The organism is Streptomyces sp. NPDC031418, assembly GCF_055581605.1.
Map to the genome: position 1 here is coordinate 158454 of NZ_JBVIJC010000008.1, position 12206 is coordinate 170659.

The 12206-nt window shown below is 73.4% G+C and carries 12 protein-coding genes; 9 read left to right on the forward strand and 3 right to left on the reverse strand.

What is annotated here, in order from left to right; translation table 11 throughout:
- The first annotated feature begins 271 nt into the window (after positions 1-271).
- The 9 genes from dmpI (at position 272) to ACZ5CZ_RS13525 (ending at position 9927) form a co-directional block, all read left to right on the forward strand.
- Positions 272-454, forward strand: coding sequence for a 4-oxalocrotonate tautomerase DmpI (gene dmpI, locus ACZ5CZ_RS13485; RefSeq protein ID WP_385841972.1), 183 nt, complete (start codon positions 272-274; stop codon positions 452-454).
- Positions 455-587: 133 nt separating this feature from the next.
- A complete protein-coding gene (locus tag ACZ5CZ_RS13490; RefSeq protein ID WP_468942363.1) occupies positions 588-1625 on the forward strand; it encodes a phosphotransferase family protein in 1038 nt (345 codons plus the stop codon).
- Between the two features lie 86 nt (positions 1626-1711).
- On the forward strand, positions 1712-2926 hold the full coding sequence (locus ACZ5CZ_RS13495) for an acyl-CoA dehydrogenase family protein (RefSeq protein WP_385841975.1): 1215 nt from the start codon (positions 1712-1714) through the stop codon (positions 2924-2926).
- Between the two features lie 144 nt (positions 2927-3070).
- The gene (locus ACZ5CZ_RS13500) at positions 3071-4360 is read left to right on the forward strand and encodes a beta-ketoacyl-[acyl-carrier-protein] synthase family protein (protein ID WP_385841976.1); all 1290 of its coding nucleotides are present in this window, start codon (positions 3071-3073) and stop codon (positions 4358-4360) included.
- Positions 4357-6279 carry a CoA-transferase gene (locus ACZ5CZ_RS13505; protein WP_468942367.1) on the forward strand — a complete coding sequence of 641 codons (1923 nt, stop codon included), beginning with the start codon at positions 4357-4359 and terminating at the stop codon, positions 6277-6279. The genes ACZ5CZ_RS13500 and ACZ5CZ_RS13505 overlap by 4 nt, the downstream gene beginning before the upstream one ends.
- A gap of 43 nt (positions 6280-6322) precedes the next feature.
- The gene (locus ACZ5CZ_RS13510) at positions 6323-7300 is read left to right on the forward strand and encodes a ketoacyl-ACP synthase III (RefSeq protein ID WP_385841979.1); all 978 of its coding nucleotides are present in this window, start codon (positions 6323-6325) and stop codon (positions 7298-7300) included.
- Between the two features lie 47 nt (positions 7301-7347).
- Positions 7348-8016: an HAD-IA family hydrolase gene (locus ACZ5CZ_RS13515; RefSeq protein ID WP_385841981.1), complete on the forward strand. Its 669-nt coding sequence runs from the start codon at positions 7348-7350 to the stop codon at positions 8014-8016.
- A 32-nt stretch (positions 8017-8048) separates the two neighbouring features.
- The gene (locus ACZ5CZ_RS13520; protein WP_468942371.1) at positions 8049-9059 is read left to right on the forward strand and encodes an AfsA-related hotdog domain-containing protein; all 1011 of its coding nucleotides are present in this window, start codon (positions 8049-8051) and stop codon (positions 9057-9059) included.
- Between the two features lie 82 nt (positions 9060-9141).
- On the forward strand, positions 9142-9927 hold the full coding sequence (locus ACZ5CZ_RS13525) for an SDR family NAD(P)-dependent oxidoreductase (RefSeq protein ID WP_385841984.1): 786 nt from the start codon (positions 9142-9144) through the stop codon (positions 9925-9927).
- Between the two features lie 36 nt (positions 9928-9963).
- Here the strand turns inward: ACZ5CZ_RS13525 and ACZ5CZ_RS13530 are convergent, their stop codons facing one another.
- The 3 genes from ACZ5CZ_RS13530 to ACZ5CZ_RS13540 all read right to left on the reverse strand — a co-directional run bounded on the left by ACZ5CZ_RS13530 (position 9964) and on the right by ACZ5CZ_RS13540 (position 12166).
- Positions 9964-10644: a response regulator gene (locus tag ACZ5CZ_RS13530; protein WP_385841986.1), complete on the reverse strand. Its 681-nt coding sequence runs from the start codon at positions 10642-10644 to the stop codon at positions 9964-9966.
- Positions 10641-11327 carry a sensor histidine kinase gene (locus tag ACZ5CZ_RS13535; RefSeq protein WP_468942373.1) on the reverse strand — a complete coding sequence of 229 codons (687 nt, stop codon included), beginning with the start codon at positions 11325-11327 and terminating at the stop codon, positions 10641-10643. Before ACZ5CZ_RS13535 ends, ACZ5CZ_RS13530 begins: the two co-directional genes overlap by 4 nt.
- A 230-nt stretch (positions 11328-11557) precedes the next feature.
- Entirely contained in the window at positions 11558-12166 is a 609-nt protein-coding gene (locus ACZ5CZ_RS13540; protein WP_468942375.1) for a TetR family transcriptional regulator, read from the reverse strand.
- Between the last annotated feature and the right edge of the window lie 40 nt (positions 12167-12206).

Here is a 12206-nt window from a genome sequence, read left to right on the forward strand (position 1 = left end):
CGGGAAGCGAAGAATTCTGCGGACACGGGCGCGTCGAATGTAGGCACGGGCCCGGGCAGCACGCCGGGCCCGTGTTTCCGAAGAGACATCGGGGGGTCGCCTAGGGGGCACATTCCTTGCCGGGGTCCGCAGCCCGCTCCTAACGTTCTGGTTGTGCCCGGGGCGACGCCGGAAACCACGGAATGCACCACCGGAAAAGCCCCGGCACTCGACAGCTATAAACACTCACAGCGATAAACACTCCCCCCCTTTTGAATTCCCGGAGGAAGAAATGCCGATCGTCACCGTGCAGCAGGGTCCGCGCGACATCGAGCTGAAGCGCGACCTGGTCGCCCGGATCACGGACGCCTTCGTCGACGCGTACAAGATCCCGGCCGAGACGGTCCAGGTCTGGATCCAGGAGGTGCCGGCGGACAGCTGGGCCAACGCGGGCAAGCTCGTCGCCGACAGCTGAGCACTCCCCCCCCCAGCACATCTGGACACCCCCTTTCCCCCGTCTTCCCCCTCGTCGCGGTCCCGGTCGCCCCACACGGCGCCGGGACCGCGGCGCTTCGCCCCGAGCACACGAGCAGGAGAGTGAGCGCACCGTGCCGGACACCCTCACCGCCGCCGACGGCATCGACACCGGCCGGCTGGCCGCGTGGCTGGACGCCCACCTGCCCGGACGCGGTCCGCTGGGCGCGGTGCGCCCGCTGGCCGGCGGCCGGTCCAATCTGACGTACCGGATCGACTGGGGCGGCCGCAGCCTGGTGCTGCGCCGCCCGCCGCTCGGCCATGTCCTCGCCACCGCGCACGACATGGCCCGCGAACACCGGGTGCTGACCGCGCTCGGCCCGACCGGGGTGCCGGTGCCGCCGACCTACGGGCTGTGCACCGACCCGGCGGTGCTCGGGGCGCCGTTCTACCTGATGGGACTGGTCGAGGGCACGACGTACCGGGGCGACGGCGATCTCGTCCCGCTCGGCCAGGTCTCGGCGCTGCGCACCACGCACGCGCTGGTCGACACCCTGGCCCTGCTGCACTCGGTGGACCCGGCGGCGGCCGGGCTCGCCGACTTCGGCCGGCCGCGCGGCTTCATGGCCCGGCAGGTCGCCCGCTGGCGCCGCCAGTGGGAGGACTCCCGGACCCGTGAGGTGCCCGGCGCCGACGAGCTGAACGACCGGCTCGCGGCCGGCTGCCCGGACTCCGGGGCGGTCGCGCTGGTGCACGGCGACTACAAGCTGGACAACGTGCTGTTCGACCGGGCCGACCCGGGCCGGATCACCGCCGTACTGGACTGGGAGATGTCCACGCTCGGCGATCCGCTGGCCGACCTCGGGATGCTCTGCATGTACTGGGACGGCTTCGCCGGCGTCGAACGCGCCCCGGTGGCCGCCCCCGGCGCGCTGCCCGGCTGGCCCGGCCGCCAGGAGCTGGTGGAGCGGTACGCCGCACACCGCCCGGACGGCCTCGAACGGCTCGGCTGGTACACCGCGTTCGCCTTCTACAAGCTCGCCGCGATCCTCGAGGGCATCCACTGCCGCACCGTGCGGGGCCTGACCGTCGGCGAGGAGACCGCCGACCTCGCCGCCGCCGTACCGCTGCTGGTGGAGCGCGGCCACGCGGCCCTGGACGCGGCCGGCTGACCCCGCGCCGCACCCCGCGCCCCTCCCCACGAACGACACAGCCGACGCAGACGCAGACTTCGCAGACCACGCAACGGAGACACGCCATGGACTTCGCCTACGACGCCCGCACCGAGGAGCTGCGCGGCCGGATGCGCGCCTTCCTCGACGAGCATGTGCTGCCCGCCGAGCCCGTCTTCCACGCCCAGCACCTGGCGGGACACCCCTGGGGCCGCCCGCAGGTCCTCGGCGAGCTGAAGGACGAGGCCCGCCGGCAGGGCCTGTGGAACCTCTTCCTGCCGGACGACCGGTTCGGCGCCGGACTGACCAACCTCCAGTACGCGCCGCTCGCCGAGATCACCGGCCGCAGCCCCTTCATCGCCCCCGAGGCCGTCAACTGCGCCGCCCCCGACACCGGGAACATGGAGGTGCTGGCCCTCTTCGGCACCCCGGAGCAGCAGGACCGCTGGCTGAAGCCGCTGCTGGACGGCGCGATCCGGTCCGCGTTCTGCATGACCGAGCCGGACGTCGCCTCCTCGGACGCGGCGAACATCGCCACCCGGATCCGCCGGGACGGGGACTCGTACGTGATCAACGGCCGCAAGTGGTGGTCGTCCGGGGCCATGGCACCCGAGTGCGAGCTGCTGGTGGTGATGGGCAAGACCGACCCCGACGCGCCCCGCCACCGCCAGCAGTCGATGGTCCTGGTGCCCCGGGACACGCCCGGCGTGCACGTCAAGCGGGGTGTGCACGTCTTCGGCTACACCGACGGGCCGCACGGCGGGCACGGCGAGGTCGTCTTCGAGGATGTACGGGTGCCCGCCGAGAACCTGATCGCCGGCGAGGGCGAGGGGTTCGCCATCGCCCAGGCCCGGCTCGGTCCCGGCCGGATCCACCACTGCATGCGGCTCATCGGCATGGCGGAACGCGCCTTCGACCTGATGTGCGAGCGGGTCAGTCACCGGGTCGCGTTCGGCCGGCCGCTGGCCGAGCAGGGCGTGGTGCGCGAGTGGATCGCCGAGTCCCGGGTGCGGATCGAACAGGCCCGGCTGCTGGTGCTGAAGACGGCGTACCTGATGGACACCGTCGGCAACAAGGGCGCCCACACCGAGATCCAGGCCATCAAGATCGCGGTGCCGGCGATGGCCGAGTGGGTCATCGACAAGGCCATCCAGGCGCACGGCGGCGGCGGGGTCTCGCAGGACTTCCCGCTGGCCGAACTGTGGGCGCACGCCCGCACACTCCGCCTGGCCGACGGCCCCGACGAGGTCCACCGCGCCTCGCTGGCAAAACGCGAACTGCGCCGGTACGCCGGCAACTGAGCCGCTTTTCCCAAGAACCGCCTCTCCATCCGGAGGGGCGGTTTTCTTTTGTAACACGGACCGGTACCGGGAGTACCGGTCCTCCGCTTATTCGGTACCCGGCGGCCCATGTACCGCCCGCACTTCACTCCTACTGTTTTTCCCATGACGGAATACGAGCGAATATCGAATGACCGCGACAACCGGATCGTGGTCACCGGAATCGGTGTCGTGCTCCCCAACACCTACTCGGTCGACCAGTTCTGGACCAATGTCTCCCAGGGCCGCTCCCAGGTCGGCCCGCTCACCCGCTTCGACAGCGCCGCGGCCGGGCTGCCGGTGCACGCGGCCGCCGAGATCAACGGCTTCGACCACCGCCCCTTCCTGCCGCGGCTCACCGACGCACACGCCGCCAAGTACTCCCGCGAGATCCTGATCTCGATGTCCGCGGTGGCCGAGGCCCGGCGCGACGCCGGTCTCGCCGACGGCGCCGTGGACCCGCGCCGGCTCGGCATCGTGATGTCCTCCTCCCGCGGCCCGCTGGCCTGGTGGCAGAACGTCATGACCGGCGGCGACCCGGCGGCCTACGGCGACAAGGGCGCGATGTTCCGCGGCCTGGCCGGCTGCCCGGCCACCCTGTCCGCCATCTACACCGGCGCCCAGGGCCTGGTCACGACCGTCAGCAACGCCTGCGTCGGCGGCCACCAGGCGATCCAGCTGGCGCTCGGCGAACTGCGCTCCGGCGCCGCCGACGTGATGCTGGTCGGCGGCCACGAGTTCCCGGTCCTCGCCGAGGTCGCCGCCTGCTACCGGGCGATGGGGCACGGCGTGATCTCCTCCGAGCGGGACGAGCCGACCCGCGCGGTCCGGCCGTACAGCGCCTGCCGCGAGGGCTTCGCGCTCGGCGAGGGCTCGGTCGTGCTGTGCCTGGAGCGCGCCTCGGCCGCCGAGGCCCGCGGCGCCCGGGTGTACGCCGAGATCCTCTCCGCCGCCTCCCTGAACGAGGCCGCCCACCCGACCACCATGGACCTGACCGGCAAGGTCACCGCCTCGCTCATCGAGGACGCCCTGACCGCGGCCGGCCGCAGCGCCGAGGACGTCGACTACTTCTGCGCGCACGGCACCGCCACCCGCTACAACGACATCGCCGAGTCCCGCGCGCTGCGCGCCCTGTACCCCGAGCGGACCCCCGCCGCGCTGCCGCCGCTCAGCTCCAACAAGCCGATCTACGGCCACACCTTCGGCCTGGCCGGCATCATCAACGTCGCCGCGACCAGCCTGATGATCCATCACCAGACGCTCGCGCCGACCATCAACTTCACCACGCCCGACCCCGAGTGCGACCACGACCACGTGTTCGAGGGCGCCCGGCCCGCCACGGTGGACCTGGCGGTCTCCATGTCCTTCGCCTTCGGCAGCCAGACGGCGGTCGTCGCGGTGGGAGCGCCGTCATGAGCCGCCCGCTGCTCGCCCGTGACGTCGACGAGCTGGTACGACGCCTGGTCCGCCCCGGCGACCACGTCCATCTGGCCGGCACCCCGTCCCGCCCCAACGCCCTGACCTACGCCCTGTGCCGGGTCTTCGGCGCGGACGGTCGTCTGACGGTCTCCACCACCGCCGTGCACTCCTCCGCCCACGCCCTCGCCCTGTCCGGCGTCGCCGACAAGGTCATCGCGGGCTTCGCGGGCGACACCTACCCCTCCCCCCGCCCCAACCCGCTCTACGCGGACCTCGCCGAGGGCCGGCCCTTCACCTTCGAGGCCTGGTCCCTGCTGTCCTACGTCCAGCGGCTGATCGCCGGTGCGCAGGGCGCCCCGTACGCGGTCACCGGCTCGCTGGCCGGCACCGACCTCGCCGCGGGCAAGCCGGAGGAGCTGCACGTCGTGCCCGACCCGGCCGACCCGGACCGCGAGGTCACCCTGGTCACCGCGCTGCGCCCGGATGTGACCCTGGTGCACGGGGCGGTCGCCGACGAGGACGGCAACATCGCCCTGGCCCCGCCGCTCGGCGAGGGCGCGTGGGCGGCGTACGCGGCCCGGCGCGGGGTGATCGCCTCGGTGGAGCGGATCGTCACCCGGGCGGAGCTGCGCGAGATCGCCGACCGGGTCGTCATCCCGGGCCAGCGCGTCCTGGGCCTGACCGAGGCCCCGCTCGGCGCCCACCCGCAGTCCCTGCGCACCGGCCAACTGGCGGGCGTGGACGGCTACCTGGACGACTACGCCTTCCTGGAGGAGATCGTCGACTCCTGCCACGGCCCGTCCCGCGGCACCGACTGGTACGACACCTGGGTCACCGGCCCCGGCTCCCACGAGGGCTACCTGGCCCGGCTGGGCGAGGCCCGGATCGCCTCCCTGACGGCCCCGCTGAAGCCGGCGCCGAGCGGGCCCGGCGACTACGAGGCCGACGCCGAGGCCTGGTCGGAGGTCTACCGCTGCGAGCAGGAGGCGGTGGAACGGGCGCTGCGCACCAAGGGTGGCCTGATCGCCCCGCAGGGGCGGGCGGCCGCCGACGGCGACCACGTCCCGCCGGCGCCCCTCGCACCCGAGTCCCGCGCGGACGGTGCCGTCGCGAAGCCCGTCGCCGACGGGACGGCCGAGCCGGCCGCGACCCGCCAGGAACGCCTGATCGTCCTGGGCGCCAGGGCCGTCGCGGAGCAGGTACGGCAGCACGGCTACGACACCCTCCTGGCCGGCATCGGCACCTCCCACATGTCCGCCTGGCTGGCCGCCGAACTCCTCAGGGCGGGCGGTCACGACGTCAAGGTCGTCGCGGAACTGGGCATGTACGGCTTCTCCCCCGACCCCGGGGACGTGTACCTGTTCAGCCTGCGGCACGCGAAGCGCAGCGAGATGCTCGCCGGCATCCCCGAGATCCTCGGCGGCATGGTCGCGGCCAACCCCCGCGCCCTCGGTGTGCTGGCGGCCGCCGAGATCGACGAGACCGGCACGATCAACACCAGCCGGTCCACCGACGGCCGCTGGCTGACCGGTTCCGGTGGCGCCAACGACATCGCCTCCAGCACGGACTGCGTGGTCATCGCCCCGTCGTCCAGGCGCCGTTACGTCCGCGAGGTCGCCTACCGCACCAGCCCCGGACACCGGGTCCGCGAGGTCGTCAGCGACTTCGGCCGGTTCGTCCGCGAGACGTCCGAGGCCTCGCAGAGCCCGCAGAGCCCCGGTTTCCGGCTGGCGACCTGGCTGCCCGCGGAGGAGGCAGCCGACAGCGCCGAGGAGATGCGCCGGCTGGCCGCGGAGGCGGTGGCCACCCGTACCTCCTGGACCGCGGACGTCAGCGCCGTGGTCCCCGAGAAGCCGGTCACGGACGAGGAGTTGGCGCTGCTGCGCTCCCTCGACCCCAGCGGCCGCTACCGCTGACGACACCCCCCTCACGCCACTCGTACATCCAAGGAGTCCCACCATGCACGCACGCACCGAAGGCCGCACCTGGACCGGCAGCGGTCTGAAGTTCACCGGCCTCGGCCACTACTTCCCCCGCGAGCAGCGCAGCCACGAGGGCGAGGTCACCCTGGACGGGCGGACCTACCCGCCGCAGGCCGCCGCCGAGCTGGGCGTCCGGAGCCTGCACGTCGCCGCCGAGGACGAGACGGTGGAGTTCATGGCCGTCGAGGCGGCCCGGGCGGCACTCGCCAGGGCCGGCCGCGAGGCCGGTGAGCTGGACCTGGTGGTGCTGGCCAACTGGACCGACCGGCAGTGGATCCCGGAGCTGGCCCCCGGGGTCGCGACGGCGCTCGGCGCGCACGGCGCGCTCGCCTTCGACGTGTGCGGCGCCTGCACGGGCTTCGTGCACGGCGTGCAGACCGCGGCCTCGTTCCTGACCGCGCACCCCGGCTGGAAGCGGGCGGTCGTGGTGGCCGCGGACCGCTTCACCCGGCGGGCCCGCCCCGGCACCCGCGGCCAGCTGGTCTTCGGCGACGCGGCCGGCGCGGTGGTGCTGGAGAAGGGCGACCCGGACGACCCGAGCGGTCTGCTGGACTCGGTGCTGGACTGCGACTCGACGCAGGCCGACGCGGTCGCCGCCCGGCCGCCGGAGGGCTGGCTGCGCCCGAAGCCGGAGCTGATCGACCTGGCCGTCGCCTCCAGCCTGCGCGTCGCCGACAACGTCCTCGACCGCAACGGCCTGAAGACCTCGGACCTCGACTGGCTGGTGCCGCACCCCGGCAACAACGCCATCCACGCGGGCGTCCGCGACGGCCTCGACCTGGACCCCGAGCGGTTCCTCACCAACTTCGCCGAGCGCGGCAACACCGGCTGCGCGTCGATCCCGATCGCGCTGTCCGAGTTCTCCGAGAAGGGCGTGGTCAAGAGCGGCGACCTGGTGCTGTCCACCGCGGTCGGCTCCGGCTGGTACTACGGCGGGCTCCTCTACCGCCTCTGATCCCCGCTCCTCCCCCCACCACCGCCCTCACCGCGAAGGACTTCACCATGACCACCACCGCACCCCTCGCCGTCTGGACCGACTTCGGCGGCGTGCTCACCCCTCCGGTCTCCGTCACCTTCAACCTCTTCTGCGACCGGGCCGGCGTCCCGCTGTGGTCGCTGAAGGAGGCCATGCGCATCGTCGGCGAGAAGTACGGCACCGACTCCATGGGCGCCCTCGACATCCCGCTGATCGACGAGGCCACCTGGTCGAGCGAGCTGGAGGACGTGCTCGGCAACGAGTTCGGGATCATCGCCGACCTGTCCGACTTCGGCGACCGCTGGTTCGCCGGACGCCCCGCCAACCAGGCGTGGGCCGGGCACCTGACGGACTTCCGCGCCCAGGGTGCCTTCGTCGGCCTGCTGTCCAACCTGCCGCCGTCCTGGGAGCGGCACCGCCGCTACATGGCCGACGACTCCCTCTTCGACGACATCGTCTGCTCCCACGCCGTCGGCGCCCGCAAGCCGGACCCGGAGATCTTCCGCCTCGCCGCCGAGCGGGCCGGTCTCGAACCGCACCGCTGCGTGCTGGTGGACGACCTGGAGAAGAACGTGGCCGGCGCGATGGAGGCCGGCTGGCAGGCGGTGCTCTTCCACGACGCCGAGCAGGCCGCCCGCCAGGTCCAGGGCCTGCTGGACGCGGCCCGCCCCACCCCGGCCGCCGCCACCCGCTGAGCACCGCCCACCCGCCGAGACGAGGTACCGACATGACCGTACTGCCCCTGCCCCGCACCGCCGCGGGCCCCGCCGCCGCACTCTCCACGCAGCGCACCCTGGCCCGCCACCTGGTGCACCGCTCGGCGCTCGCCGAGGTGTTCCTGACCGACTTCCAGTCGGTCGACGAGCACACCTTCCGGGCCGCGGCCCAGCTCCCGCCGCGCCACTTCTACTACGGCGACCACACGACCCGGCCCGCCGGCCACGACCCGCTCGCCGTGTTCGAGGCCGTACGGCAGATGCTGCTGTGCGCGATGCACCTCCAGCACGACGCGGGCGCCGACACCAAGTCGATCACCGCCACCGCCACGCTGGACATCACCGACGTGACCCCGCTGCGCACCCGCGGGGCGCTGGACCTGGCCCTCGAGGGCTCCGTGGACCTGGCCAAGGAGTACCAGGGCGCGATCTCCCGGGTGGTGCACCGGGTGCGGGTGCTGGCCGGGGGCCGCGAGGTCGGCGTGATCACCGTCGACACCGCGCAGCGCCCCAACGACGTGTACGAGAGGTTGCGCATGAGCCACCGCTCCAGCCCGCCGCCGATGTCGGACACGCTCACCGGCCGCACGGACGGGGTGGCGCCGGCGCCCTGGCTGGTGGGCCGGGAGCACGCCGAGAACGTGGTCCTGGAGGACGCCCGCGCCGAGGGCGGGAAGCTGGTCGCCCGGCTGCGGGTACCGGTGGACCACCCGAGCATGTTCGACCACGCCCAGGACCATGTGCCGGGCCCGGTGATGATGGAGGCCGCCCGGCAGGCGTCGCTGCTGCTGGCCGCCGACCACCGGGGCGTCTCGCCCGGCGCCTCCTTCCTGGCCGGGGTGCACGCCGAGTACCTGCGCTTCGCCGAACTGGACACCCCCATCACGGTGGTGACCACCCCGGCCGGCCTCGGCACCGGCCTGCTCACGGACGTGGCGTTCGTGCAGCAGGGCGAGGAGGTCGCCCGGATGCGCGTACGACTGGACAGCGCGCTGCCCGCCGTGACCGGCGATGCGCGCTGACCAGCCGGTCCGCCCCGCCGCCACCGAGCGCCCGCTCGGTGGCGGCCCCGCACACAACGACGACAGTGGAGGTGGCACAGCCATGACGCACGAGGACTTCGACAGCACCGACCCGGTGGACCTCTTCCGGCTGGACGGCCGGGTCGCGGTGGTCACCGGGGCCTCCAGCGGGCTCGGCGCGCACATCGCCCGGGTGCTGACCGCGGCGGGCGCCCGGGTGGCGCTGGCCGCGCGCCGGGAGGCACCGCTGAAGGAGCTGGCCGAGCGGCTGCCGGGGGCGCTGGCGGTGCCCTGCGACGTCACGCTGGCGGCGGACCGGGAGCGGCTGGTGCGCACGGTCACCGAGGAACTCGGGCCGGTGGACGTGCTGGTGAACAACGCGGGCCTGTCCGAGACGGTGCCCGCCGAGCAGCAGTCGGTGGAGACCTTCCAGAACATCCTGGCGGTCAACCTCACGGCGGTGTTCGCGCTGAGCCAGGCCTTCGGGACGGGCATGCTGGAACGCGGCCGCGGCTCCATCGTCAACATCGCCTCGGTCTACGGCCTGGTGGCGAGCGGCAGCCTCCCACAGGCCGCGTACACCGCGAGCAAGGGCGGGGTGGTCAACCTGACCCGGGAACTGGCCGCCGAATGGGGAGCGCGCGGGGTCCGGGTGAACGCGCTGTGCCCGGGCTGGTTCTGGTCGGAGATGACGGAGTCCATGCTGGGCACGGAGAAGGGCCGCGCCTGGGTGGAACGCCGCACCCCGATGCGCCGCCCCGGCCGCCTCGACGAACTGAACGGCGCCCTCCTCTTCCTCACCTCGAACGCCAGCTCCTACATCACGGGCACGGCCCTCCCGGTGGACGGCGGCTACGTGGCCGTGTGAGCGCGGCTTGGCGGGCGGGTGAGCGAAACGCCCACCTCACGCCGCCCCCCGCCTCCGCTGCCGTACCCCCGGCACCCGTATCGCCCCCACCTCCACCGCCTTGTTCACCGCGTCCAACCTCGACACCGCCCCCAACTTGTCAAAAATCTTCCGCATATGCCGCTTCACCGTCCCCTCCGTGATCCCGAGCCGCACCCCGATCTGCCGGTTGCTCAGCGCCACGGCGACCAGCGTCAGCACCTCCGCCTCCCGCTCGGACAACCGCTCCCCCGGCGCCACCCCGGCCCCCGCCTGGTGCGGACCCCCGGTCGGCATGGTCACGGTCACCGTCCGCCGCCCGGCATCGGCCCGCTCCCGTATCGCCGCGACCAGCGTCTCCCGGCTGACACTCTTGTGCAGATAGCCCCGCACCCCGAGCCCGAGCAACTGCCGTACCAGCACCGGGTGGTCGTCCATGCTGACGACGATGATCCGCAGCTCGGGCCGCCGGGCGAGCAGCCGGCGCACGGTGGCGGCCGGGTCCTCGTTGTGCGGCATCTGCACATCCAGCAGGGCCACGTCGGGCCGTACCTCGGCGGCCTGCCGGATCGCGGCCTCGGCGTCACCGGCCCGGGCGACGACCTCGAAGTCCGGCTCGGCGGCGAGCAGATCGCACAGCGCGTCCCGCAGCAGGGTGTGGTCGTCGGCGACCAGGATGCGGGTGGTCTTCTCGGTCATGCCCGGTTCTCCTCGGCTCGGTCGTCCGAACGGTCGTCCGGACGGTCCTCCTCGACCGGGATCCAGCAGGTGATCCGGGTGCCGCGGCCGGGCGCGGAGGTGATGGTGGTGACGCCGCCGAGGGCACGGGCGCGCTCCTCCATGCCGTGCAGCCCGTTCGCGGCGCCGGCGCGCCGGGCGGCCTCGGGGTCGAACCCGGTGCCGTCGTCGGTGACGCTCGCGTGCACGTCGTGGTCGCCGATGACGACGTCGACGGTGACCCGCCGGGCCCCGGCGTGCGCGAGCACGTTGCGCAGCGCCTCGCGGACCACGAGGAACACCTCGTCGGTCAGGCGCGGGCCGAGCCGGCCGTCGTCGCCGTCCACCTGGACCCGGACATGGGGACGGAGCGGGGCCATGGAGACGAGGAAGCCGTCCAGGGCCTGCCGCAGGGAGCGGGCGGCGGCCGGTGCGGCGGACGGCAGGCTGCGCAGCGCGGAGGCGACCTCGCGGGCCACCGAGAGGGTGTCGACGAGGGCGTCGCGGGCCTGGACGAGCCGGGCGCGGTCGGCCGGCGCGAGGGAGGTGGCGGTCGCTTCGAGGAGTTCCAGCCGGCGCAGGGCCACCGCGAGCCCGGTGCCGATGCGGTCGTGCACCTCGCGGGCCAGCAGGGTGCGTGTTGCCGTGTCGAGAGCACCTTCCATGTACGTCACTACGGTCCTGCCTTCCTGCGTGGGACACACAGGCGTCCCCCCGTTGCCGGGCGACTGAGAGGCCCGGCGAGCTGACACCAAGAAGAATAGAGAACGCTCGTTATGTTTTCCAGACGAGAGGTGCCGGGAAGGGTAAGAATCAGGAAAAGAACTCGGCAGGTCCGTTCGAAAGCAGAACCACCGCTCCGGATAACGGACTTGGCCGTACCGCGGGCCGTCGCTCAGACCCGCTCGGCGGCGACGCCCCGCTCGGCCGCGACACCCCGCTCCACCAGCGGCCAGATCCGGTCCAGCCGGCCCACCAGCCCGCCGCTCCCGGCGCTCGCCCCCGGCCCGGCGGGGTGTGTCTCGACGCCCGTGAGCAGGTACTCCACCAGGTCCGTGACCAGCTGCGGAGCCGCCCCGGGCCGCAACTCGCCCGCCGCCTCGGCGCGTTCCAGCGAGCGGCGCAGCACGGCCGTCCAGGACGGGCTCCAGGCGCCGACGGGCGTCGGCCGCTCCCGCTCCAGCCGGGCGGCCGAGCGGACGACGACATCCTCCTCCAGCAGTCCGGCGACCGCCCTGACCAGCGCGGTGACCGACGCCAGCGCGGCCCCGCCGCGGGCCGCCGCGCCTTCGGCGCACTGGCGCGCGGCGGCGGCACCGGCCTCGCTGACGGCGAGCGCGAGCTGGAGCTTGCTGCGGAAGTGAAAGGTCAGCGCACCGAGCGAGACCCCGGCCACGGCGCAGATGCCGTTCACGGTCGCGCCCCGGTACCCGTTGCGGTCGATCTCGGCGGCGGCCGCCAGGATGAGTGACTCGCGCGTACGTGCCGCCCTGGCCTGCGTCATCCCACTCTCCCACGTTGGATGAGGTCGTACGTCGACGGTA

What these genes read in the sequence shown, in the direction of transcription:
- ACZ5CZ_RS13505 (WP_468942367.1), top strand. Translation starts at nt 4,357, where the DNA reads ATGAGCCGCCCGCTGCTCGCCCGTGACGTCGACGAGCTGGTACGACGC.
- dmpI (WP_385841972.1), top strand. Translation starts at nt 272, where the DNA reads ATGCCGATCGTCACCGTGCAGCAGGGTCCGCGCGACATCGAGCTGAAG.
- ACZ5CZ_RS13525 (WP_385841984.1), top strand. Translation starts at nt 9,142, where the DNA reads ATGACGCACGAGGACTTCGACAGCACCGACCCGGTGGACCTCTTCCGG.
- ACZ5CZ_RS13530 (WP_385841986.1), bottom strand. Translation starts at nt 10,644, where the DNA reads ATGACCGAGAAGACCACCCGCATCCTGGTCGCCGACGACCACACCCTG.
- ACZ5CZ_RS13515 (WP_385841981.1), top strand. Translation starts at nt 7,348, where the DNA reads ATGACCACCACCGCACCCCTCGCCGTCTGGACCGACTTCGGCGGCGTG.
- ACZ5CZ_RS13520 (WP_468942371.1), top strand. Translation starts at nt 8,049, where the DNA reads ATGACCGTACTGCCCCTGCCCCGCACCGCCGCGGGCCCCGCCGCCGCA.
- ACZ5CZ_RS13495 (WP_385841975.1), top strand. Translation starts at nt 1,712, where the DNA reads ATGGACTTCGCCTACGACGCCCGCACCGAGGAGCTGCGCGGCCGGATG.
- ACZ5CZ_RS13535 (WP_468942373.1), bottom strand. Translation starts at nt 11,327, where the DNA reads ATGGAAGGTGCTCTCGACACGGCAACACGCACCCTGCTGGCCCGCGAG.
- ACZ5CZ_RS13540 (WP_468942375.1), bottom strand. Translation starts at nt 12,166, where the DNA reads ATGACGCAGGCCAGGGCGGCACGTACGCGCGAGTCACTCATCCTGGCG.
- ACZ5CZ_RS13500 (WP_385841976.1), top strand. Translation starts at nt 3,071, where the DNA reads ATGACGGAATACGAGCGAATATCGAATGACCGCGACAACCGGATCGTG.
- ACZ5CZ_RS13510 (WP_385841979.1), top strand. Translation starts at nt 6,323, where the DNA reads ATGCACGCACGCACCGAAGGCCGCACCTGGACCGGCAGCGGTCTGAAG.